The organism is Micromonospora sp. WMMA1998 (assembly GCF_027497375.1).
Taxonomy (GTDB): domain Bacteria; phylum Actinomycetota; class Actinomycetes; order Mycobacteriales; family Micromonosporaceae; genus Micromonospora; species Micromonospora sediminicola.
Genome location: NZ_CP114911.1, coordinates 5,421,328 through 5,440,988, shown reverse-complemented (window position 1 = coordinate 5,440,988; position 19,661 = coordinate 5,421,328). Strand labels below are relative to the sequence as shown.

The 19,661-nt window shown below is 75.3% G+C and carries 24 protein-coding genes; 14 read left to right on the top strand and 10 right to left on the bottom strand.

The window, feature by feature from the left end:
- Positions 1–9: 9 nt before the first annotated feature.
- On the bottom strand, positions 10–414 hold the full coding sequence (locus O7600_RS25335) for a hypothetical protein (RefSeq protein WP_281590972.1): 405 nt from the start codon (positions 412–414) through the stop codon (positions 10–12).
- 2 nt (positions 415–416) lie between these two features.
- Entirely contained in the window at positions 417–1,214 is a 798-nt protein-coding gene (locus O7600_RS25330; protein ID WP_281590971.1) for a GNAT family N-acetyltransferase, read from the bottom strand.
- A gap of 41 nt (positions 1,215–1,255) precedes the next feature.
- On the opposite strand from O7600_RS25330, the gene O7600_RS25325 reads away from it, so the two are divergent.
- Genes O7600_RS25325 through O7600_RS25315 form a run of 3 tightly spaced genes read left to right on the top strand, consistent with a single transcriptional unit; the run spans position 1,256 to position 2,378 of the window.
- Positions 1,256–1,642 (top strand): DUF202 domain-containing protein, encoded by a 387-nt coding sequence (locus tag O7600_RS25325; protein WP_281590970.1) that lies wholly within the window; start codon positions 1,256–1,258, stop codon positions 1,640–1,642.
- Positions 1,639–1,953, top strand: a complete 315-nt coding sequence (locus O7600_RS25320) for a DUF202 domain-containing protein (RefSeq protein ID WP_281590969.1) — start codon at positions 1,639–1,641, stop codon at positions 1,951–1,953. Before O7600_RS25325 ends, O7600_RS25320 begins: the two co-directional genes overlap by 4 nt.
- A gap of 26 nt (positions 1,954–1,979) precedes the next feature.
- Complete coding sequence (locus O7600_RS25315; protein WP_281590968.1) at positions 1,980–2,378, top strand: PLD nuclease N-terminal domain-containing protein; 399 nt, start codon at positions 1,980–1,982, stop codon at positions 2,376–2,378.
- A 46-nt stretch (positions 2,379–2,424) separates the two neighbouring features.
- Here O7600_RS25315 and O7600_RS25310 read toward each other — a convergent pair whose 3' ends face one another.
- Both O7600_RS25310 and O7600_RS25305 read right to left on the bottom strand, forming a co-directional pair.
- Positions 2,425–4,047, bottom strand: a complete 1,623-nt coding sequence (locus O7600_RS25310; RefSeq protein WP_281590967.1) for an acetolactate synthase — start codon at positions 4,045–4,047, stop codon at positions 2,425–2,427.
- 72 nt (positions 4,048–4,119) lie between these two features.
- On the bottom strand, positions 4,120–4,893 hold the full coding sequence (locus tag O7600_RS25305) for an enoyl-CoA hydratase-related protein (RefSeq protein ID WP_281590966.1): 774 nt from the start codon (positions 4,891–4,893) through the stop codon (positions 4,120–4,122).
- 110 nt (positions 4,894–5,003) lie between these two features.
- On the opposite strand from O7600_RS25305, the gene O7600_RS25300 reads away from it, so the two are divergent.
- A complete protein-coding gene (locus O7600_RS25300) occupies positions 5,004–5,552 on the top strand; it encodes a DUF6232 family protein (protein ID WP_281590965.1) in 549 nt (182 codons plus the stop codon).
- Here O7600_RS25300 and O7600_RS25295 read toward each other — a convergent pair.
- Positions 5,498–5,917: a nuclear transport factor 2 family protein gene (locus O7600_RS25295; protein ID WP_281590964.1), complete on the bottom strand. Its 420-nt coding sequence runs from the start codon at positions 5,915–5,917 to the stop codon at positions 5,498–5,500. The genes O7600_RS25300 and O7600_RS25295 overlap by 55 nt on opposite strands.
- 43 nt (positions 5,918–5,960) lie before the next feature.
- On the opposite strand from O7600_RS25295, the gene O7600_RS25290 reads away from it, so the two are divergent.
- From O7600_RS25290 to O7600_RS25280, 3 genes are all read left to right on the top strand, one after another.
- Complete coding sequence (locus O7600_RS25290) at positions 5,961–6,443, top strand: DUF6232 family protein (protein WP_281590963.1); 483 nt, start codon at positions 5,961–5,963, stop codon at positions 6,441–6,443.
- Positions 6,440–6,805: a hypothetical protein gene (locus O7600_RS25285; protein ID WP_281590962.1), complete on the top strand. Its 366-nt coding sequence runs from the start codon at positions 6,440–6,442 to the stop codon at positions 6,803–6,805. The genes O7600_RS25290 and O7600_RS25285 overlap by 4 nt, the downstream gene beginning before the upstream one ends.
- Before the next feature lie 95 nt (positions 6,806–6,900).
- Positions 6,901–7,812: an alpha/beta hydrolase gene (locus O7600_RS25280; RefSeq protein ID WP_281590961.1), complete on the top strand. Its 912-nt coding sequence runs from the start codon at positions 6,901–6,903 to the stop codon at positions 7,810–7,812.
- 34 nt (positions 7,813–7,846) lie between these two features.
- On the opposite strand, the gene O7600_RS25275 is transcribed toward O7600_RS25280, so the two are convergent.
- Positions 7,847–9,367, bottom strand: a complete 1,521-nt coding sequence (locus O7600_RS25275; protein ID WP_281590960.1) for an alpha/beta fold hydrolase — start codon at positions 9,365–9,367, stop codon at positions 7,847–7,849.
- A 106-nt stretch (positions 9,368–9,473) separates the two neighbouring features.
- Between O7600_RS25275 and O7600_RS25270 the strand changes: the two genes are divergently transcribed.
- Positions 9,474–10,193: a hypothetical protein gene (locus O7600_RS25270; protein ID WP_281590959.1), complete on the top strand. Its 720-nt coding sequence runs from the start codon at positions 9,474–9,476 to the stop codon at positions 10,191–10,193.
- Between the two features lie 45 nt (positions 10,194–10,238).
- Here the strand turns inward: O7600_RS25270 and O7600_RS25265 are convergent, their stop codons facing one another.
- Both O7600_RS25265 and O7600_RS25260 read right to left on the bottom strand, forming a co-directional pair.
- Entirely contained in the window at positions 10,239–11,135 is an 897-nt protein-coding gene (locus tag O7600_RS25265; RefSeq protein WP_281590958.1) for a ribokinase, read from the bottom strand.
- A 16-nt stretch (positions 11,136–11,151) separates the two neighbouring features.
- A complete protein-coding gene (locus O7600_RS25260) occupies positions 11,152–12,003 on the bottom strand; it encodes an ABC transporter ATP-binding protein (protein WP_281590957.1) in 852 nt (283 codons plus the stop codon).
- Between the two features lie 120 nt (positions 12,004–12,123).
- Here O7600_RS25260 and O7600_RS25255 point away from each other — a divergent pair, with 120 nt between their 5' ends.
- Together O7600_RS25255 and O7600_RS25250 are read left to right on the top strand one after the other, a co-directional pair.
- Positions 12,124–13,128, top strand: a complete 1,005-nt coding sequence (locus O7600_RS25255) for an ATP-binding cassette domain-containing protein (protein WP_281590956.1) — start codon at positions 12,124–12,126, stop codon at positions 13,126–13,128.
- Positions 13,125–14,135: an ABC transporter permease subunit gene (locus O7600_RS25250; protein ID WP_281590955.1), complete on the top strand. Its 1,011-nt coding sequence runs from the start codon at positions 13,125–13,127 to the stop codon at positions 14,133–14,135. Before O7600_RS25255 ends, O7600_RS25250 begins: the two co-directional genes overlap by 4 nt.
- An 82-nt stretch (positions 14,136–14,217) precedes the next feature.
- On the opposite strand, the gene O7600_RS25245 is transcribed toward O7600_RS25250, so the two are convergent.
- A complete protein-coding gene (locus O7600_RS25245) occupies positions 14,218–15,423 on the bottom strand; it encodes an ROK family transcriptional regulator (RefSeq protein ID WP_281590954.1) in 1,206 nt (401 codons plus the stop codon).
- Positions 15,424–15,546: 123 nt separating this feature from the next.
- On the opposite strand from O7600_RS25245, the gene O7600_RS25240 reads away from it, so the two are divergent.
- From O7600_RS25240 to O7600_RS25225, 4 genes are all read left to right on the top strand, one after another.
- Positions 15,547–17,001 carry a glycoside hydrolase family 3 N-terminal domain-containing protein gene (locus O7600_RS25240; RefSeq protein WP_281590953.1) on the top strand — a complete coding sequence of 485 codons (1,455 nt, stop codon included), beginning with the start codon at positions 15,547–15,549 and terminating at the stop codon, positions 16,999–17,001.
- 127 nt (positions 17,002–17,128) lie between these two features.
- Positions 17,129–17,572 carry a hypothetical protein gene (locus tag O7600_RS25235; RefSeq protein ID WP_281590952.1) on the top strand — a complete coding sequence of 148 codons (444 nt, stop codon included), beginning with the start codon at positions 17,129–17,131 and terminating at the stop codon, positions 17,570–17,572.
- Positions 17,569–18,057: a DCC1-like thiol-disulfide oxidoreductase family protein gene (locus O7600_RS25230; protein WP_281590951.1), complete on the top strand. Its 489-nt coding sequence runs from the start codon at positions 17,569–17,571 to the stop codon at positions 18,055–18,057. The genes O7600_RS25235 and O7600_RS25230 overlap by 4 nt, the downstream gene beginning before the upstream one ends.
- Positions 17,990–18,697 (top strand): TetR family transcriptional regulator, encoded by a 708-nt coding sequence (locus O7600_RS25225; protein WP_281590950.1) that lies wholly within the window; start codon positions 17,990–17,992, stop codon positions 18,695–18,697. The genes O7600_RS25230 and O7600_RS25225 overlap by 68 nt, the downstream gene beginning before the upstream one ends.
- Before the next feature lie 207 nt (positions 18,698–18,904).
- Here the strand turns inward: O7600_RS25225 and O7600_RS25220 are convergent, their stop codons facing one another.
- Positions 18,905–19,570, bottom strand: a complete 666-nt coding sequence (locus tag O7600_RS25220) for a GNAT family N-acetyltransferase (protein ID WP_099162237.1) — start codon at positions 19,568–19,570, stop codon at positions 18,905–18,907.
- Positions 19,571–19,661 lie beyond the last annotated feature (91 nt).

The following is a 19,661-nucleotide window of genomic DNA, read 5'->3' as shown; positions in this document are numbered from 1 at the left end:
ACCGGCCCCTCAGACCGGTTCGGCCAGCGCCCGCCTGATCTTGTCGATGGCCGCGACCTCGGCCGGCTCGACCCCCCGGTGCGCCTCGGCCACCCGGTCCGCCGCGGCCAGCACCACCGACCGGTACGCCTCGACGTCCCCCGGCGACTTGGCCCGCAGGATCTCCACCGACCGGCCCAGCGCGGGCAGCACCACGGACTCGATCTCCAACGCGGAGTCCCGGGGCAGCTGCGGCAGCGGCCCGGTGGTCAACGCCTCCTTGACCACGCCGTCGACGTCGGCCAGCGCGCCGGAGGCGGCGATGCTCTCCCGCACCATGGCCAGCACCCCGGGCACGGCGTTGGAGACCAGGAAGACGGCGCCGAACGCGCCGGTCTTCAGGGTGAGCTGCTCGTCCGCCGTCAACCGGTCCATGATCACGGAGTGTAGACGTAGGGCGTGGCGGTGGTGACCGCAACGAGCCCGAGCCGCTCCAGGATGGGTCGGCTGTCCGGCGAGCAGTCCACCTGCACCAGCGTCTTGCCGCGTTGCTGCGCCAGCCGCGCCCGGTACGCGACGAGCGCCCGGTAGATGCCCTTCTTCCGCCACTGCGGCAACGTCGAGCCGCCCCAGAGGCTGGCGAACCCGGTGCCCGCCTGGTAGCGGATCCAGCCGGCGCTGACCACCGTCTCGCCCGCCTCGGCCACCACGATCGTGATCGACTGCGGGTCGGCCTCGATCTCCCGGGCCAGCGCGTAGACCAGGTGGCTGCGGTCGTCGTGCCAGACCTCCGCCTCCATGGCGGCGATCCGCTCCAGGTCGGCCCGGCCGGTGACCTCGCGCAGGCGTACCCCGTCGGGGAGCACCGGGACGGCGGCGGCGAGCGGCGCCACCGGGCCGACCACGACGGTCTCCAGGTCCTCCGGGACGAAGCCGGCGGCGCGCAGCCGGTCGCCGAGGTCGGCCGGCTCGTCGTGGCCGGCGAGCTTCCACTCGACCGCCTCGCCCCGGGCCCGGAAGAACTCGACCTGGCGCGCGATCAGCGCGTCCAGCTCGGCGCCGAGCAGGCCGTCCAGCGTCCGGTAGGTGAGGAAACCGCGCTGGTCCAGGCCGAGGACCCGGAACAGCGGCCCGTCCCGGTCCACGGTCACCCCGGCCGGCAGCGGGTCGGGCAGCTCCGGGCGGATCTGGCTGTCGTAGGCGTCGCGCAGACCGCGCGCGTCAAGATCGGTCATCCCCTCAGGCTAGGCATGGGGCAAAGCGGATAATCGGCGGCGTGTGGGAGTCGATCAGGCGCTGGTTCGACCCGCGCGAGCTGCGTTCGGTGGGCAGCCCGCCGGACTACCGTTTCTCGCTGGCCAACGAGCGGACGTTCCTGGCCTGGCTGCGGACCGGGCTGGCGCTGGTCGCCGGCGGGCTGGCCGCCGCCCAGTTCCTCCCGCCGCTGCCGCTGGTCCACCTGCGGGAGGTCCTCGCCGTCGCGTTGCTGCTGCTCGGCGCGACCGTGTCGATCCGGGCGGTGGACCACTGGGCCCGCACCGAACGGGCCATGCGACTGGGCGAGGAGCTGCCGGCCTCCCGATTCCCGGCCGTACTCGCCCTGGTCGTCGCGCTCGGCGCGCTGGCCCTGGTGGTCGCGGTGCTGCTGCGGGGAACCTCATGACCGACCGCGCCGGGACCCGGGATCCCGGCCTTCAGCCGGAACGCACCCGGCTGGCCTGGCGGCGGACGCTGCTCACGCTGACCGCCGTGCTGCTGCTCCAGCTCCGGCCGGCGTTCACCGGCCGGGTCGTCGACGCGGCGCTGGCCGGCGCGGCGGTCGTGGTCTGGCTGACCGTGCTGCTGGCGGACTGGCGTCGGGCCACCGGCGCCGGGCCGCGCCGGCTCGCCCGCTGGTCGGTGCCGCTGACCGCGCTCGGCGCGGCCGGGCTGGCGCTGCTCGGCGTGGCGCACGTGCTCGGTGGGGTGCACTGACCGTCCCGGGTGCGCCATCATGGGGCATGGCCCGCCTCTACGTGCTGCTCTTCCTGGCCCAGATCGTGCTCGCCGTCTGCGCGCTGATCAGCTGTCTCTCCGCCGAGGACGGGCAGGTCAAGGCGCTGCCCCGGTTGGTGTGGGTGCTGGTGATCCTCTTCTTCCCGCTGATCGGCTCGATCGCCTGGTTCGTCGCCGGCCGCGAGCGCCCGGCCGGGTCGGCCGGCGTCCTCGGTTCCGGCAGTCCGGCCGCCCCGGCCCGCCGCCCGCTCGCACCGGACGACGACCCCGACTTCCTCGCCTCGCTCGACAAGCGCTCCCGCGACGAGGACCAGGAACGCCTCCACCGTTGGGAGGAGGACCTGCGGCGCCGCGAGCAGGAGCTGCGCGATCGGCCGGACGACCGGGACCGCCCGGAGGTCTGATCCGGGCGGGGCCGCCCGCCGGCCACCCGGCGAGCGGCCGTCGCGCTCAGGCCAGGTTCGACGAGCGGGGGTACGCGTCGGCCGGGTCGGTCAGCACGTTGACCAGGTACGGCACGCCGGCGTCGAACGCGCGGCCCAGCGCCGGCCCGAGGTCGGCGGCCTTCTCCACCGTCTCGCCCGCACCGCCGAGCGCCTCGACCACCTTGTCGTAGCGCAGCCCCGGCTGGAGGTCGGCGGCGACGTCGTAGCCGTACATGGCCCGCATCGGGTGCTTCTCCAGGCCCCAGATGCCGTTGTTGCCGACCACGATCACCACCGGCAGCTGCTGCCGGGCCAGCGACTCCACGTCCATCAGCGAGAAGCCGGCCGCGCCGTCGCCCATCAGCACGCAGATCTGCCGGTCCGGGTGGCTGACCCGGGCGCCCATCGCGTAGCCCATGCCGGTGCCGAGGCAGCCGTACGGTCCGGGGTCGAGCCAGGTGCCGGGCTGGGCGGGCTCCAGGTATCTGCCCGCGTACGAGACGAAGTCGCCGCCGTCGCCGATGGTGATGGCGTCCGGGGCGAGCACCTTGCGCAGCTCGCCGTAGATCCGGGCCGGCCGGATCGGGTCGGTCTCGGCGGCCATCTCCTCGCCGTCGCGGGCCTTCGCCGCGTCCTCGGCGGTCCGCAGCTCGGCGATCCAGTCGGCGTGGTCGGCCCGGTCGCCGGTGTGGTCGGCGAACGCGCCGAGGATCAGCCGCAGGTCGCCGGCGGGCGCGGCGGCCGGCTGCACGTGGCCGGCGCGCTGGCTGGGCGCGTCCACCACGTGCACCACCGTGGCGTCGCCGAAGTCGCCGAAGGAGAGCCGGAAGTCCAGCGGCGTGCCGACCACGACGACCACGTCGGCGCCCTTGAGCGCGACCCGGCGGGCCTTGGCGAAGGCGAGCGGGTGCGTCGGCGGCAGCGCGCCCCGGCCCATGCCGTTGGTGAACACCGGCACCTGGAGGGACTCGGCGGCGGCGCGCAGCGCGTCGACGGCGTCCCCGGCGTACACGTCCGACCCGGCGATGATCACCGGCCGGGACGCGCCGGCGATCAGGCCGGCCGCCCGGGCCACCTCGTCCGGGTCGGGCTCGATCGGCGCCGGCGCGGTGACCGCCGGCAGCTCGGCGTCGCCGACCGAGAAGACCGCCTCCAGCGGGAAGTCCAGGAAGACCGGCCCGCGGTGCGGGGTGAGCGCGGTGGTCAGCGCCGCGGAGACGGCCCGCGGGATGTCGTCGGCGCTGAACACCGTCTCGGCGTGCTTGGTCACCGGGGCGACCAGCGGCAGGTGGTCCATCTCCTGGAGGCTGCCGGAACCCCAGCGGAACTGCGGCGCCCGCCCGCCCATCACCAGCACCGGCGAGGCGTTGAAGAACGCGCTGGTCAGTCCGGAGACGCCGTTGGTGACGCCGGGGCCGGCGGTGAGCACGGCCAGGCCGGGGCGGCGCTGGAGCTTGGCCACCGCCTCGGCGGCGAACACGGCGGACTGCTCGTGCCGGACGTCGTAGAGGGGGAAGCCCGCGGAGTGCGCGGCGTCGTAGAGCGGGAAGACGTGCCCGCCCGAGAGCGTGAACATCTCCCGTACGCCGTGCGCGCGCAACGCCGCGAGCGCCAGCTCGCCGCCGTGCCCCTCGAGGTGTTCCGTCATGCCACTCCCCTTCGTCGCCCGACCGGAGTCACACGCTACTGGCCGGTAGCGCGGATGTGAACAGCTCTCGCGTCAGCGGCCGGTGAAGCCCGGCTTGCGCTTCTCCACGAACGCGGCCATGCCCTCGCGCCGGTCGTCGGTGGCGAACAGCGCCGCGAAGAGCTGGCTCTCCCACGCCAGGCCGGAGGTGAGGTCCATGTCCAGACCACCGTCGACCGCCGCCTTCGCCGCCCGCAGCGCCTGCACCGGGCCGGTCAGGAACGGCTTCACGTACGCCACCGCGGCGTCGTAGACCTCGGCGGCCGGGACCACCCGGTCGGCCAGGCCGATGCGCAGCGCCTCCTCGGCGTCGACCATCCGCCCGGTCATGATCAGATCCTTGGCGCGGGCCGGGCCGACGAGCCGGGCCAGCCGCTGGGTGCCACCGGCGCCCGGGATGATGCCGAGCTTGATCTCCGGCTGGCCGAGCTTGGCGTCGGCGGCCACGATCCGCCAGTCGCAGGCCAGCGCCAGCTCGCAGCCGCCACCGAGCGCGTACCCGGTGATCGCGGCGACGACCGGCTTGGGGATCCGGGCGATCGCGCCCAGCGCGCTGGACAGGTCGGCGGCCCGCTCGGCCATGTCCACGTAGGACATGTCCGCCATCTCCTTGATGTCCGCGCCGGCGGCGAAGACCTTCTCCCCGCCGTACACGATGACGGCGCGGACCTCGGCGTCGGCGGTGGCCGCCGCGGCGGCGGCGCGCAACTCCTCCTGCACCTGGGTGTTGAGCGCGTTCATCGGCGGCCGCTCCAGCCGGATGGTGCCGATGCCGTCCTTCACTTCCAGCCTGACGAACTCGCCCACGCTGCCCTCACTTCCGCGTCGAAGTAGCGTGCCAACCTTACGACCCGGATCGTTGGGGTAGACAGTGTGGTGTCGACGGCTCCGGGTCGCCGGCCACCGGGAGTGAGGCCATGATCACCTACTACGACGACCGGTCGGTCCAGGTCACGTCCAGCGCGGTACGGGTGGACGGGCGCAGCTACCCGCTGGCCGAGCTGACCATGGTGTGGCACCGGCGGGGCGACCGCTCGTGGCGGGTGCTCGCCGGGCGGGGCGCGATCGGGGCCGCGCTCGCCGGCCCGCTGGTGGCCGCCGTGCTCGGCATCGGGCTGGCCGTCTGGCTGCACCGCTCCGCCGTGGTCACCATCGCCATCGTCGGGGTCTCGGTGCTCGTCGGCCTCGCCGTCGGCCCGCTCGCGGACGTGCTCTTCGAACACCTGGACCGCTCGTACGTGCGGGGCAGCCGCCAGCTGGAGATGTGGGCCCGCTGGCACGGCCGCCCGGTGCGACTGCTGCGCACCGGCGACGCGCTGCGCTTCGGGCAGATCTACCGGGCGGTGCAACGCGCCATGGAACACGTGCCCGCCGCGCCCGGCCGGCCCGCCCCCGGCCGCGTCGCTCCCGGTCAGAACGTGATCGGCCCGTCCGGCAGCAGCCCGAGCCCGCGCAGCAGGCCGTAGGTGTCCTGCTCGCCCCAGAACTGCACGATCCGCCCGCCGGCCAGCCGGTACATCTTGCAGGCGCTCTGCACCGTGGTCGCCCCGGTGGCGTCCCGCCGGTAGGTATGCGCCAGCGACACCACCACCCGGTCCTCCGCCGCGAAGATCTCCAGGATCTCCTGGTCGAGCACGGTCAGGCCGGGCGAGGAGACGGCCGCCTCAGGCCACCGCCGGCCACGCACCGCCGTACCGGAGCCGTAGACCTCCACGTCCTCGTGCACCACCTCGGCCAGCTCGGCGAGGTCCTTGGTGACGAACGTCCGCAGGTATCGCCGAACCACCTCGACGTTGCGCGCCCGCTCGTCCGCCCCGCCGTCGTCCGTCATGCCCGCCACGCTACCGAACGGTCGCGCGCGGTTACGCTGATTTATGACCCTCTATTACCGGGACGACGCGGTACAGGTCACCTCGGAGGCCATCCACGCGGGGGGCCAGGTGGTCGCGCTCGCCGACGTCACGTACGTCTGGCACGCCCGCGGCGCGACCACGCTGGCGGTCCGGGGCCGGGTGCTCGGGCGCGGGGTGCTGGTCCTGCTGCTCTCGCTGCCCCCGTTGGTCACGCTGGTCTGCGTGCTCTCGTTGGCCTGGGCCGCGCAGGACCGGGGCGAGTGGCAGCTGGCCCTGATCATCCTGGCCGCGTTCGTGGTCGGCGGGCTGGCGCTCACCCCGTTCCTGGAGGTGCCGCTCGGCTGGCTGGACCGTTCCTACGAGCGGGGCAACCGGGTGCACGAGCTGTGGGTGCAGCACCACGGCCGGGAGTCGATGTTGGTCCGCACGCCCGACGCGCTACGGTTCGGGCAGATCTACCGGGCCGTCCAGCGCGCCGTCGAACAGCAGGGAGACCGACGATGACCCACCGTCGCGGCGAGGCCGTCGCGCTCGCCGGGCTGCTCGCCGCCGCGGGCGTCACGCACTTCGCCCGCCCCGGCTTCTACGACCCGATCGTGCCGCGCGCTCTGCCCGGGCCGGCCCGCTTCTGGACGTACGCCTCCGGGGTGGCCGAGCTGGCCGTAGCGGCGGCGGTCGCGCATCCGGCGACCCGGCGGCGCGGCGGGCTGGCCGCGGCGGCCCTGTTCGTCGCGGTGCTGCCGGCGAACGCTCAGATGGCCTGGGACTGGCGGCGACGCCGGCCGGCGCGGCGGGCGATCGCCTACGGCCGGGTGCCGATGCAGGCCCCGCTGATCTGGTGGGCGCTGCGGGTCGCCCGGTCATAACACAGCGGTTATTGACCAACCGGGGTGTTACCCCCGGCCGCCGACCCTGCTCTCCTGAGTGGACATTCATGTCCATCGTTCAGCAGGAGGGTGCCATGTTGCGGAGACTCACCGTCGCGGTCGCGGCGGCGCTCAGCCTGACGCTGCCGGCGAGCGGCGTCCACGCCGCCGTCGCGGCGTCGGCCGACCCGTCCGCGCCCGGCCCGTACGCGGCCGGCTACGTCGACGCCACCGTCAGCGCGGCCGGCCGTTCCTTCTCGGCCCGGATCACCTACCCGGCCACCGCCGCCGGCAAGGGTCAGCCGGTCGCCGCCGGCCGGTTCCCGGCGATCGCGTTCGGCCACGGCTTCCTCCAGTCGGTGTCGAAGTACTCCTCGACGCTGTCCCACCTGTCGACCTGGGGGTTCATCGTCGTCGCCCCGAACTCGCAGGGCGGCCTGTCGCCCAACCACAGCGCCTTCGCCGACGACCTGAACGCGGCCCTGACCTGGACCGTGGCCCAGGACACCACGGCCGGTTCCCGGTTCGCCGGGCACGTCGCCGTCGACCGGCTGGGCCTGTCCGGGCACTCCATGGGCGGCGGGGCGAGCATCCTGGCCGCCGCCCGCAACCCGCGCGTGGTGACGGTGGCGAACCTGGCCGCCGCCGAGACCAACCCCTCCGCCGTGTCGGCCGCGGCCGGCGTGACCGTCCCGGTGCAGCTGATCGCCGGCGAACGCGACGGCATCGCGCCGCCGGCCGACCACCAGCGCCCGATCTACGTCGCCAAGCCGCCGGCCAAGCAACTGCGGACCATCAGGGGTGGCTCGCACTGCGGCTTCATGGACAGCGGCTCGCTCTTCTGCGACAGCGGCTCGATCAGCCGGACGGTCCAGCTCCAGCTGACCCGACGGCTGCTCACCGAGTGGTTCCTGCGCCACCTGGCCGACGACGCCGCCTACGACGAGGCGGTCTGGGGCACCCCGGCCCGGACCGACCCGCAGGTGATCTTCGAGGGCGTGCGCTGAGCCGTCGGGCCGGGGCGGGCGGTCCCGCCCCGGCTCAGGCCAACGGCAGCGTGGTGGCGATCGGCCAGGCCAGCAGCACCGCGCCGACCAGCGCCGGCAGCCACCACGGCGCGCCCCGCCGGCGCAGCACCCCCGCCCAGGCTGCCTGCCAGGCCACCAGCGCCGCGAAGAGCGGCACCACCAGCAGCACGAACCCGGGTGCCAGGCCGGTCACCGCCGCCGCGGCCAGGACCACCACGCCGAGCCCGCCGACCGCCGCGTACCGGCCGCCCCGGCCGTCGGCGACCAGCTCGGCGCCGAGCAGGAAGACCAGGCAGCAGAGCAGCACCAGCGGCAGCAGCCACCAGCGGGCGCCGACCGGCGTGGCCGAGGTGAACCCCAGGTGCAGCGGGAGCGCGACGGCGAGCACCGCGTACCCGGCGAGCGCCGCGGCCACCCCGACGGCCCGCCCCGACCGGCCGGTGGCCGTGGGTGTCGGCGTGCCGGACCAGCGCCGCGCGGCCACCAGCAGACCGCCGGTGAGCAGCAGGAACACCGCCACATGCCCGCCCACCGCGAGCGGCAGCCGGGCGGTCGGGAGCGGAGCGGCGAGCGCCGCGCCGAGCCCGGCCGCCCCCACCGCCACGACGAGCCACCGACCCGACCACGCGGCGCCCGGGCGCGCGGCCCCGGGCGCGACCGGCGCGGGCGGGCCGGCGGTCACCGGGTCCGGCGGGCGGCGCAGCAGCGCCGTGGCCAGTGGCACGAAGCCCAACCCCAGGCCGAGCAGGAGCAGGCCGGCGCCGGCCAGACGGGTCAGCGGCGCGGGTGGCGGGCCACCCGGACGGCCGGGGATCGCGGCCACCACCGCGGCGTGGGTGCGCGGCGCGAAGAGCACCGAGATGTGTTCGGTGCCGGGCGCTACCACCCGCCGCCGCGCCCCGGGCGGGCCCCCGCGTGCCGCCTCGTCGGCGGCGCGACGGAAGTCGGAGAACTCCAGCCCGCCGACCACGAGCGTCAGGCCGCCCGACCATTGCGCCGGCACGTCGTCCGCGTCGGGCAGCGAGATCGCCACGGTGCGGGCGAGTTCCGGGTGGTCGACCGCGTAGCGGGTGACCGCGCCGGCGCCCATCGAGTGTCCGACCAGGACGATCCGGTCCGGGTCCACGCCGGGCCGGCTCCGCAACCATCCGACGGCGACGTCCAGGTCGTGCCGCAGGAGCGCCCGCGCCCGCGCGTCGTCCCGGCCCGCGCCGGGCAGCCGGGACGGGTTGGCGCCGTGCCCGGCGAAGTCGAGCAGCACGGCCACCCCGCCGTGCCGGGCCACCGTGTCGGCCAGCGGCCGCATCAGCCGGGCCGAGCCGGCGAACCCGTGCGCGATCACCACCCCGGGTCGAGGGCCGGCGTCCCCGCCGGGCGCCCGGACCTCGGTGAGCGGCACCCCGGCGACGGTCGCCCGCCGGGTGTCCAGGCCGGCGTCCGCGCGGACCAGCAGCAGAGCGCCGAGGACGACGGCGAGCAGCGCGACCGCGCCGAACGCGAGGAGACGCCGCGGAGCCGGGCCGGGGTCGGGCATGCCGGCACCCTACGCGTCCCCGGCCCGGCCCGGGAGGGGCCGGCGTGACGTGCGCCGCCCCGTCCTCACCCGGCGTGACTGGCCGGGGCGACGCACACTTGTCGGCATGGCGATCCCACTCCCCCGGCCCGGCGCCGTCGTCGGCCTCACCCGCTCCGCCCTCGACCAGGCGCTCGGTTCGGCCGCCGCGTTCGCCGCCGTACCGGCCCGCGCCTTCGCCGTGCTCGACGAGGTGGAAGCGCTGGTGCGCCGGATCAACGGCGTGGTCGACCGGATCGAGGGGACGCTCGACCGGACCGACCGGGTGCTCACCGACGCCGAGGCCGCGGTGCGCGAGGTGGGCGTCATCAGCGTCGCGGCGACCGGGGCGATCGACACCGCGACCGAGGTGGCCGCCGCGGCCGCCGTGGTGGTCGGCGAGGCCGACCGGGTGGCCCGGGCGGCAGCCGTCGTGGTGGCCGAGGCGGACACGGTGGCGGCCCGGGCGGCCGGCACGGTGGCCACCGCCGAGCAGGCCGCCGGCACCGCGACCGAACTGCTCGCGGCGTACGAGTCGACGCTGCGCCGCGCGGCGCCGATGGCGGCCCGCTTCGTCGAGCAGCTCAGCCCGGAGGAGGTGACCGCCGCGATCCGGCTGGTCGACGAGTTGCCGAAGCTCAAGGAGCACCTCACCTCGGACGTGCTGCCGATCCTGGCCACGCTGGACCGGGTCGGCCCGGACCTGCACGACCTGCTCGACGTCACCCGGGACCTCAAGCTCGCGGTGGCCGGCATCCCCGGGCTCGGCATGCTGCGCCGGCGCGGCGAGCGCGCCGAGGGGGTCTAAGGAAGGGCCCCCTCTTAACGCCTCAGGTAGTGGAAGGGGCCCCTGTTAACGCCCGGCGAACAGCGCGTCGATCTCCGCGCGGTGCGGCAGCGCCACCGAGGCGCCGAGCTTGCGGACACAGGCCGCCCCGGCCGCGGCGGCCCACCGCACCGCCTCGACCAGGTCCCGCCCCTCGCCCCAGGCGACGGCGAGCGCGGCCGTGAACGCGTCGCCGGCGGCGGTCGAGTCGACCACCTCCACCGGCACCGCCGGCACGTGCACCGCCGGGCGGTCCCGGTCGACGTACCACGCGCCGTCGCCGCCGAGCGTGAGCACCGCCCGGGGCACCAGGTCGAGCAGCGCGGCCGGCGCGTCCCGGCCACGGCCGGTCAGCGCCTGCGCCTCGGGCTCGTTGACCACCAGCAGGTCGGTCGCGGCCAGCAGGTCGGGCGGCAGCGGCCGGGCCGGCGCCGCGTTGAGCACCACCCGGGTGCCGGCGGCACGGGCCGCGAGCGCCGCCTCGGTCACCGTCTCGACCGGCACCTCGAGCTGCGCGACCAGCACGTCCGCCTCGCGTACGGCGGTGAGCTCGTCCTCGGTCGGCGCGGTGAACGCCTCGTTCGCGCCGGGGGTGACCAGGATGGCGTTCTCCCCCGCGCCGCCGACCATGACCAGGGCGACGCCGGAAGGGCCGTACATCACCCGAAGGTGACCGGTGTCCACGCCGGCCGCGGTGATCCGGGCCCGGAGGGTGACCCCGAACGCGTCCGACCCGATCGCGCCCAGGAAGACGCAGGAGGCGCCGGCGCGCACGGCCGCCACCGCCTGGTTGGCGCCCTTGCCGCCGGGCAGCATGACGAACTCGCTGCCGAGCACGGTCTCGCCCGGCCGGGGCAGCGCGGCGGCGCTGCCGACCAGGTCCATGTTGGCGCTGCCGACGACGGCGATCCGGGTCTGCTGCACGACGTGGTCCGTCCGCTCAGGCGGCGCGCGCGGTCCAGCGGTCGCCGGACCGCGAGACGACCAGCGGCAGGCCGAAGGTCTTCGACAGGTTGTCGGCGGTGAGCACGTCGGCGAGCAGACCCTGCGCCACCACCGCGCCCTCGCGCAGCAGCAACGCGTGCGTGAAGCCCGGCGGGATCTCCTCGACGTGGTGGGTGACCAGCACCATGGCCGGGGCGTCCGGGTCGTACGCCAGCTCGGCGAGCCGCGCGACCAGGTCCTCCCGCGCGCCCAGGTCGAGCCCGGCGGCGGGCTCGTCCAGCAGCAGCAGCTCCGGGTCGGTCATCAGCGCGCGGGCGATCTGCACGCGCTTGCGCTCGCCCTCGGAAAGCGTGCCGTAGGCGCGGTCGGCGAGGTGGCCGACGCCGAGCTGGCCCAGCAGCGCGGCGGCGCGCGCCTCGTCGGTGCGGTCGTAGCTCTCCCGCCAGCGGCCGACCACCGACCAGGCGGCGGTCACGACCACGTCGACGACCCGCTCGTCGGCGGGGATCCGCTCGGCGAGGGTGGCGGTGGAGAGGCCGATCCGGGTCCGCAGCTCGTTGACGTCGGTGCGGCCGATGCGCTCGCCGAGCACGTGCGCGACGCCGCTGCTCGGGTGCAGCCGGCCGGCGGCCAGGTTGAGCAGGGTGGTCTTGCCGGCGCCGTTCGGGCCGAGCAGCACCCATCGTTCGTCCAGCTCGACCCGCCAGTCGACGTCGTGCACCAGCGCGGTGCCGGAGCGCGTGACGCCCACCCCGTCGAGGCTGACCACCAGATCCGCGTCCACGGTCGAGGGGGCGGGGGCGCCCGGGGCGCCGGGGATCAGGTCACCAGTCACCGCCCCATCCAATCACGCACCCGGCCCGGCGCCCCCCACGGGCGGGGCTGCCGCCATAGGGTGGGGCGCCGTGTCGTTGGTCACCGCTCCGGAAGGACGACCCATGCCCGACCCCTGCCGGGAGGCACGCGGATGAGCGCGGTCATCGAGATCGCCGGTCTGCGCAAGACGTTCCACACCGTGCGCCAGGGGCGGCGGGTCGCCGTCGACGACTTCGACATGCTGGTCGAGGCGGGCCAGGTGCACGGTTTCCTGGGGCCGAACGGCTCCGGGAAGACGACCACGCTGCGGGCGCTGCTCGGGCTGGTCCGGCCGGACTCCGGCTGGATGCACGTGCTGGGCGCCCGGTCCCCCGAGCGGCTCCCCGAGGTGGCCGGTCGGGTCGGCGCGATCGTGGAGAGCCCGCAGTTCTTCGGCAACTTCACCGCCCACCGGACGCTGCGGCTGCTGGCCGTGGCCGGTGGGGTGCCGACCAGCCGGGTGGACGAGGTGTTGGAGCAGGTCGGCCTGCGGGACCGGGGCGACGAGCGGGTCAAGGGCTACTCGCTGGGCATGAAGCAGCGGCTGGCCGTCGCCTCCGCCCTGTTGAAGCGCCCGGAGCTGCTGATCCTGGACGAGCCGGCGAACGGGCTGGACCCGGCCGGCATCCGGGAGATGCGCGATCTCACCCGGTCGCTCGCCGCGGCCGGGGTGACCGTGCTGCTGTCCAGCCACATCCTGGCCGAGATACAGCTGATCTGCGACCACGTGACGATCGTCAGCCGGGGGCGACGGGTCGCGTACGGGCGGGTGGACGAGGTGCTGGCCGGCTTCGACCAGCACCAGTGGCAGGTCCGGGTGGCCGACGTGGAGCAGGCGGCGCAGCTGTTGGGCCGGGCCGGGCTGTCGGTGACGGCCCAGCCGGACCACCTGGTGGTGACCGGCGTGGTCGACCCCGAGGTGATCAGCCGCACGCTGGGCGAGGAAGGGCTGTGGGTGCGTGAGCTGGTCCCGCTCCGGCCGGACCTGGAGAGCGTCTTCCTGGAGCTCACCGGCGACCACGAGCACGTCGCGGTGCCGCGGCAGGTGGACGGCGCGCCGCCGAACGACGGAGTTATCGACCTGGACGTCCGGGAGAGCCGGGAGGTGGACGCGTGAACCTGGTCCGTGCCGAGCTGGAGCGGCTCGCCGCCCGGCGCTTCGTGCAACTCATGGTGGTGCTGCTGGCGGCCGCCTTCGCGGTGACGGTGGTGACCACGCTGGGCGGCTCGCACCGCCCGACCGGGGTGGAGCTGGGCCGGGCCCAGGCGCAGGCCGCGGAGGAGGTGCGGCGGCTGGAGCTGGCGCACGACCGCTGCCTGCGGATCAAGGCGGGCACGCTCACCGCCGACGAGAACGACTACCTGCCGCGCGACTGCGCCCAGATCGACCCGGCCCAGTCCGACACGTTGCCGACCGCCTCCGACTACCTCAGCGGCGTCTTCGTGTTCGCCAAGGAGGCCGAGCCGCTGCTGTTCTTCCTGATCGCGTTCCTCGCGCTGTTCGGGTTCCTGGTCGGCGCCTCCTACATCGGGGCGGACCTGAACTCGGGCGGCGTGGTCAACCTGCTGCTGTGGCGGCCACGACGGCCCACCGTGCTGGCCGCGAAGCTCGGCACGCTGCTGGGCGGGCTGCTCGCGCTCTCGGTGCTGGCGTCGGTGGCATACCTGGGGTCGTTCTGGTTGATCGGGCAGGCGTCCGGGCTGACCGGCCGGACGGGCGGCGACTTCTGGGTGACGCTCGGCGCGATCTGGGCGCGCGGGCTGGTGCTGGTGCTGGCCACCGCGGCACTCGGGTTCGCCGTCGCGACGCTGGGCCGGCACACGTCGGCGGCGCTCGGCACGGTCGCCGCGTACGTAGTGGTGTGGGAGCTGGGCGCGCGGCTGGTGTTCCAGATCCTGGAGGTCGGCCGGCCGGACCGGTTCATGCTCTCCAGCTATCTGGCCGCCTGGCTCAACGGCGAGGTGCGGTTCTGGGACGGCAACGCGTGCAGCACCGGGATCTCCGGCTTCTGCGACGGCTCGTACACGCTGACCTGGGTGTCGGGCATGGTGGTCCTGCTCGGGCTCACCGCCGCGCTGGTGGCCGCCGCGTTCACCGTGTTCCGCCGGCGCGACCTGATCTGAGAGCGACCCAGCCCCGGCAACTCCTTGCGAACCCTGGCGCCATGATGAAGGATTCCTTCACATGGCGCCAGGGTGCACGCGGTCAGCCGACCGTCGAGCCGAACACCTCGTCACGGACCGCGTCCAGCGCGGTACGCAGCGCGCCGCGCAGGATCGGCTCCTCGGTCAGCCCGGTGGTCACCACCCGGGGCCGGACCAGCGTGATCGCGGCGACCTCGTGCTGCACCCGCTCGGCCAGCGCCGACCCGCCCGCCTGCCCGACCGCGCCGGCGAGCACCACCAGCGGCGGGTCGAGCACCACGCAGGTGCTCGCCACCCCGAGCGCGAGCCGGCGGGCCAGCTCGTCCAGCACCGGGCCGCCGTCGGCGCCGGCGACGACGGCGGCGCGTACCGCCTCGGCGGCCCGGGCCGCCGCGACGCCCTGCTCCACCGCGTCCGCCGTGGCGAAGCCGTGCTCGGCGGCCACCGCACGGACCGCGTCGGCGCCGGCGAGCTGCTGGAACGCCGGCTTGGCGCGCTTCGACACGTCCCGTGGGATCGGCGCGCCGGGCACCGGCAGGTAGCCGATCTCGCCGGCCGCGCCGCTGCTGCCGTGGTGCAGGCGGCCACCCAGCATGATCGCCAGGCCGACACCCGCGTCCACCCAGACCAGCACGAAGTCGGCGGTGCCCCGGGCCGCGCCCGACTGCGCCTCGGCGACCGCGGCCAGGTTCACGTCGTTCTCGAAGACGACCGGCGTGTCCAGGTCCTCGCGGAGCGCGGCGAGCAGGCCGCTGTGCCAGCGCGGCAGGTTGAACGCGAAGGTGATGTCACCGGTCTGCGGGTCGACCAGGCCGGGGGTGCCGAGCACCACGCGCCGGACGGCGGACAGCTCCGCCCCGGCGCTGCTGGCCGCCCGGACCACGGCGTTGTGCACCACCCCGACCGGGTCGTCGGTGTCCCTGGTGGACTGCTCGACCCGGCCGACCACCGCACCGGTGATGTCGGCGCAGGCCGCCACCACCCGTTCGGCGCCGACGTCCACGCCGACCACGTACGCGCTGCCCGGTCGCACCGCGTAGAGCTGGGCGTTCGGGCCCCGCCCGCCGGCCTGCTCACCGACCCGGGCGACCAGCCCGCGCTCCTCCAGCCGCTCGACGAGCTGGGAGGCGGTGACCTTGGACAGCCCGGTCAGCTCGCCGATCCGGGCCCGGGTCAGCGGCCCGCGTTCGAGCAGCAGTTCCAGCGCCGCTCGGTCGTTGAGCGCCCGCAACAGTCGGGGGGTGCCGGGCAGCCGGGTCGCACTCATGCCAACGTCCTCAATTTTTCGTAAAGTTTCTAACCATAAAACGCCTGCCGAAGGGTGCCCGTTAGCGTATCGGCCACCCCGGTCCCGAGAGGTCGGACGACCCGGCAGGGAAAGGGGATACTCGTGGGGCTCGATCCAGGACTCCGTCGGCTCGCGCTGGGCACGTTGCTGGCCGCCTACGCCGGCCCGGTCCCGCCGGACTGGGCGGTCGACCTGCTCGCCGACGGGCTCGCCGGGCACACCCTGTTCGGCACCAACGTCCACGACCCGGCCCAGGTGGCGGCGTCCACCGCGGCGCTGCGCGCCGGCCGCCCCGACGTGATCCTCGCGATCGACGAGGAGGGCGGGGACGTCACCCGGCTGGCCCACGCGACCGGCAGCCCCTACCCGGGCAACGCCGCGCTCGGCGCGGTGGACGACCCCGACCTCACCCGCCAGGTCTACGCGGCGATCGGCGGCGAGCTGGCCGCGCTCGGCCTCACCCTCGACCTGGCCCCGACGGTGGACGTGAACACCGCGGACGAGAACCCGGTGATCGGCACCCGGTCGTTCGGCGCGGACCCGAAGCGGGTGGCGGTCCACTCCGCCGCCGCCGTGGCCGGCCTCCAGTCGGCCGGCGTCGCCGCCTGCGCCAAGCACTTCCCGGGGCACGGCGCCACGGTCGCCGACTCCCACCACGAGCTGCCCACCGTCGACGTGCCGCCGACCGTGCTGCGCGAGCGCGACCTGCCGCCGTTCGCCGCAGTGGTCGACGCCGGCGTACGGGCCGTGATGACCGCGCACATCCGGGTCCCCGCGCTGACCGGCGACGGTCCGGCCACCTTCAGCCGGGCCGTGCTCGTCGACCTGCTGCGCGGCGAGTACGGCTTCACCGGCACGGTGATCACCGACGCGCTGGAGATGAAGGGCGCCGCGCTGGCCGCCGGCGGGGTGGGTCCGGCCGCGGTCCGGGCGCTGGCCGCCGGCGCCGACCTGCTCTGCATCGGCGCGAAGGTCGACGCCGGCCTGGTCGAGCTGGTCGCCGCGGAGATCGTCGCCGGGATCGGCGACGGCCGGCTGGACCGGGCCCGGGTGGAGGAGGCCGCCGGCCGCACCGCCGCGCTGGCCGCCTGGACCGCCCCGGCCGACGCGCCCGCGCCGGTCGCCGCCGACCTGGGCTACGCCGCCGCGCTGCGGGCGGTGCGCGTCGAGGGCGACCTGCCCACGGCGGGGACGCCGCTGGTGGTGCAGGTGCACGCGACCTCCACGATCGCCGAGGGGCGGGTGCCGTGGGGGCTCGGCCCGCACCTGCCCGCCGACGTGGCGCAGGCCCGCGCGGTGGCCGGCGAGACCGACCCGGCCGAGCTGCGCGGGCTCGCCGGGGACCGGCCGGTCGTGCTGGTCGGGCGTCACCTGCACCGGCTGCCGGGGGCGCGGGAGCTGGTCGAGGCGCTGGCCGCCTCGCACCCGGTGACGGTGGTCGAGATGGGCTGGCCGGGTGACTGGCGGCCGGCCGGGGCGCGCGCCTTCGTCGCCACCTACGGCGCCAGCCACGCCAACGGCCGCGCCGCCGCGAAGGCGCTCGGCCTGACCGACTGATCCGTACCGCCCGGCCCGCCGTCGGACGACGGCGGGCTGCCGCGCGTTCCGGACTTGAACACGTTCAAGAAACGTCGTACGCTCGGCGCGACTTCAATTTGAACGCGTTCAAGAGAGGCGACGGGGGATGGACGTGAAGGTCTGGATGTACCTGACCTACCTCGCGGTGAGCATCGGCCTGACCATCTGGGTGGCGCGGGCGCTCTCCCGCAACGGGCTGGTGTTCCTGCAGGACGTGTTCGCCGACAGCCGGCTGGCCGACGCGGTCAACAGCCTGCTGGTGGTCGGCTTCTATCTGCTCAACCTGGGCTACGTCACGGTGGCCATGAAGGAGTCCGGCCCGGTCGGCGACGCCAGCCAGGCGCTGGAGCAGCTCTCGCTCAAGGTGGGGCTGGTGCTGCTGGTCCTGGGCGCGCTGCACTTCTTCAACGTGTTCGCGCTCGGCCGCTACCGGCGTGGCCGACTGCGGCAGCAGGCGACCCACCCGCCGCTGCCTCCGGTCGCCGTGCTCCCGCCCCAGGGCGGCCCGCACCCCGTCGAGCCGGCGGGGCCGATCCCGCCGGCCCGGTGACGTCCGCCCCGGGCGGGCACCCGTCGGATCCCACCGGGCACGGGGCCGGTGGGATCCGCGGGTTCACCGTCCTCTACGACGCGGCCTGCCCACTGTGCCGGGCCGCCCGGCGGTGGCTGACCTCGCGCGCCCAGCTCGTACCGCTGGAGTTCGTGCCGGCCGGGTCGGCGGAGGCCCGGCGGCGCCTCCCCGGGCTGGACCACGACGCCACGCTGCGGGACCTGACCGTGGTGGCCGACACCGGCGCGGTCTACACCGGCGACGGCGCCTGGTTCGCCTGCCTGTGGGCGCTGGCCGAGCACCGCCGCACGGCCGAACGACTGGCCCGCCCGCACCTGCTGCCGCTGGCCCGGCGGGTGGTGGCGGCCGCCGCCGCGGTCCGCGAGCGGATCCGGGAACCGGGATACGGTGACGACGATGACCGAGCAGAGTGCGCCGACGACCGCTGCGGGTGGCCCGAGCACCGGGTCGACCGCCCGGGGTGAGCAGACCCGCCGGCTGATCCTGGACACCGCCCTGCGGCTGTTCCGCGAGCGGGGGTACGCGCGCACGACCATGCGGGCGGTGGCCCAGGAGGCCGGCGTGGCGGTGGGCAACGCCTACTACTACTTCGGCTCGAAGGAACACCTGATCCAGGAGTTCTACGCGGAGACCCAGCAGGAGCACCGGGAGGTCGCCGCCCCGGTGCTCGCCCGGGAACGGGACTTCGCCCCGCGACTGGCCGGGGTGCTCCACGCCGGCGTGGACGTGCTGAGCCCGTACCACTCGTTCGCCGGCACGTTCTTCAAGACCGCGGCGGAGCCCACCTCGCCGCTCAGCCCGTTCTCCACCGAGTCGTCCGCCCCCCGCGAGGCGTCGGTGTCGCTCTTCCGCGAGGTGCTCGCGGGCTCCACCGCCAAGCTCGACGACGAACTGCGGGAGTCGCTGCCGGAACTGCTCTGGCTCGGCTACATGGGCGTGGTGCTCTACTGGGTGCACGACCGCTCGCCCGGGCAGGTCAAGACCCGCCAGCTCATCGACGGCGTGGTGCCGCTGGTCGACCGACTCGTCGGGCTGTCCCGCCTGCGGGTGCTGCGACCGGTCACCCGGCAGGCGCTCACCGTGATCCACACGCTGCGTCACTGACGCACCGGCGGCCCGCCCGACAGGATCGCGCAGGTCAAGTCTGTAACCGGACAGGCTCAACCGCAGCCACGCCCCTTGCCTGCCGCCCGTTCGCACACATAGCGTTACCAGGGTCGGGACCTGGGGGGAGAGGCAGCGGACCGTGGATCCGGCCCGGGATCCACGGTCCGCGCCCACGCCGCGCGCGGTCGGGCCGCGCGGTCGGGCTCAGTGCGGGAAGACGCCGAACGAGGTCCACCCCCGGTCGGGGAACCCGGCCGCCTCGGCCACCCGCGCGGAGGCGTGGTTGTCCGCGTCGTGCAGATAGGTGGGGATCGCGCCCTCGTCCAACACCCGCCGGGCCGCCTGGGCGACCAGCCGTCGGGCCAGCCCGCGCCCCCGGGCCGCCTTCGTCGTGCCGACCGCCAACTCGTGCCCGTACGCGTCGTGCCGCTTGATCCCCACCCCGGCCAGGTACGCGCCGTCGTCGTCCCGGACCACCAGCACCTCCCGGTCGAACAGGCGCAGCCAGGGCGGCGCGCCGGGCACCGTCGGCGGCAGCCACTCCCCCACGTCGGGCAGCGGCGCCGGGTCGGTGCACCACCGGAAGGCCCCGGCCTGCGTGGTGAACTCCGGCGTGCCCACCGTCGCCGGCAGCGCGGGCAGCCACTCGTCGCGCGGACGCCCGCGGATCAGCGCCCGGACCGCCTCCACCCGGTCCGGCGCCACGGAGAGGATCGCGCTGCCGTCCACCGCGACCCCGATCGCCGGGCGCAGCCGACCGTCCCAGGCCGGGCGGGCGCGGCGGTAGGAGCGGACCACGTGCCATCCCGGTGCCGCCGGCCACTGCCCCAACCAGGTCGCCAGATGCAGGAAGAGCCGACGGTCGAGCACATGATCACGGTACGCCCGCCGGACCCGCTCCGAACCGTGCACACCGTAAGAACCTGGCAATGGCTCACGCTCCCGCCCGTGGCTACGCTGG

Bases quoted from the DNA above. Each gene is read 5' to 3' on its own strand.
- O7600_RS25320 (WP_281590969.1), top strand. From the start codon at position 1,639: ATGACCGACCGCGCCGGGACCCGGGATCCCGGCCTTCAGCCGGAACGC.
- O7600_RS25295 (WP_281590964.1), bottom strand. From the start codon at position 5,917: ATGACGGACGACGGCGGGGCGGACGAGCGGGCGCGCAACGTCGAGGTG.
- O7600_RS25275 (WP_281590960.1), bottom strand. From the start codon at position 9,367: ATGCCCGACCCCGGCCCGGCTCCGCGGCGTCTCCTCGCGTTCGGCGCG.
- O7600_RS25310 (WP_281590967.1), bottom strand. From the start codon at position 4,047: ATGACGGAACACCTCGAGGGGCACGGCGGCGAGCTGGCGCTCGCGGCG.
- O7600_RS25315 (WP_281590968.1), top strand. From the start codon at position 1,980: ATGGCCCGCCTCTACGTGCTGCTCTTCCTGGCCCAGATCGTGCTCGCC.
- O7600_RS25270 (WP_281590959.1), top strand. From the start codon at position 9,474: ATGGCGATCCCACTCCCCCGGCCCGGCGCCGTCGTCGGCCTCACCCGC.
- O7600_RS25225 (WP_281590950.1), top strand. From the start codon at position 17,990: ATGACCGAGCAGAGTGCGCCGACGACCGCTGCGGGTGGCCCGAGCACC.
- O7600_RS25235 (WP_281590952.1), top strand. From the start codon at position 17,129: ATGGACGTGAAGGTCTGGATGTACCTGACCTACCTCGCGGTGAGCATC.
- O7600_RS25245 (WP_281590954.1), bottom strand. From the start codon at position 15,423: ATGAGTGCGACCCGGCTGCCCGGCACCCCCCGACTGTTGCGGGCGCTC.
- O7600_RS25330 (WP_281590971.1), bottom strand. From the start codon at position 1,214: ATGACCGATCTTGACGCGCGCGGTCTGCGCGACGCCTACGACAGCCAG.
- O7600_RS25335 (WP_281590972.1), bottom strand. From the start codon at position 414: ATGGACCGGTTGACGGCGGACGAGCAGCTCACCCTGAAGACCGGCGCG.
- O7600_RS25300 (WP_281590965.1), top strand. From the start codon at position 5,004: ATGATCACCTACTACGACGACCGGTCGGTCCAGGTCACGTCCAGCGCG.
- O7600_RS25255 (WP_281590956.1), top strand. From the start codon at position 12,124: ATGAGCGCGGTCATCGAGATCGCCGGTCTGCGCAAGACGTTCCACACC.
- O7600_RS25280 (WP_281590961.1), top strand. From the start codon at position 6,901: ATGTTGCGGAGACTCACCGTCGCGGTCGCGGCGGCGCTCAGCCTGACG.
- O7600_RS25285 (WP_281590962.1), top strand. From the start codon at position 6,440: ATGACCCACCGTCGCGGCGAGGCCGTCGCGCTCGCCGGGCTGCTCGCC.
- O7600_RS25290 (WP_281590963.1), top strand. From the start codon at position 5,961: ATGACCCTCTATTACCGGGACGACGCGGTACAGGTCACCTCGGAGGCC.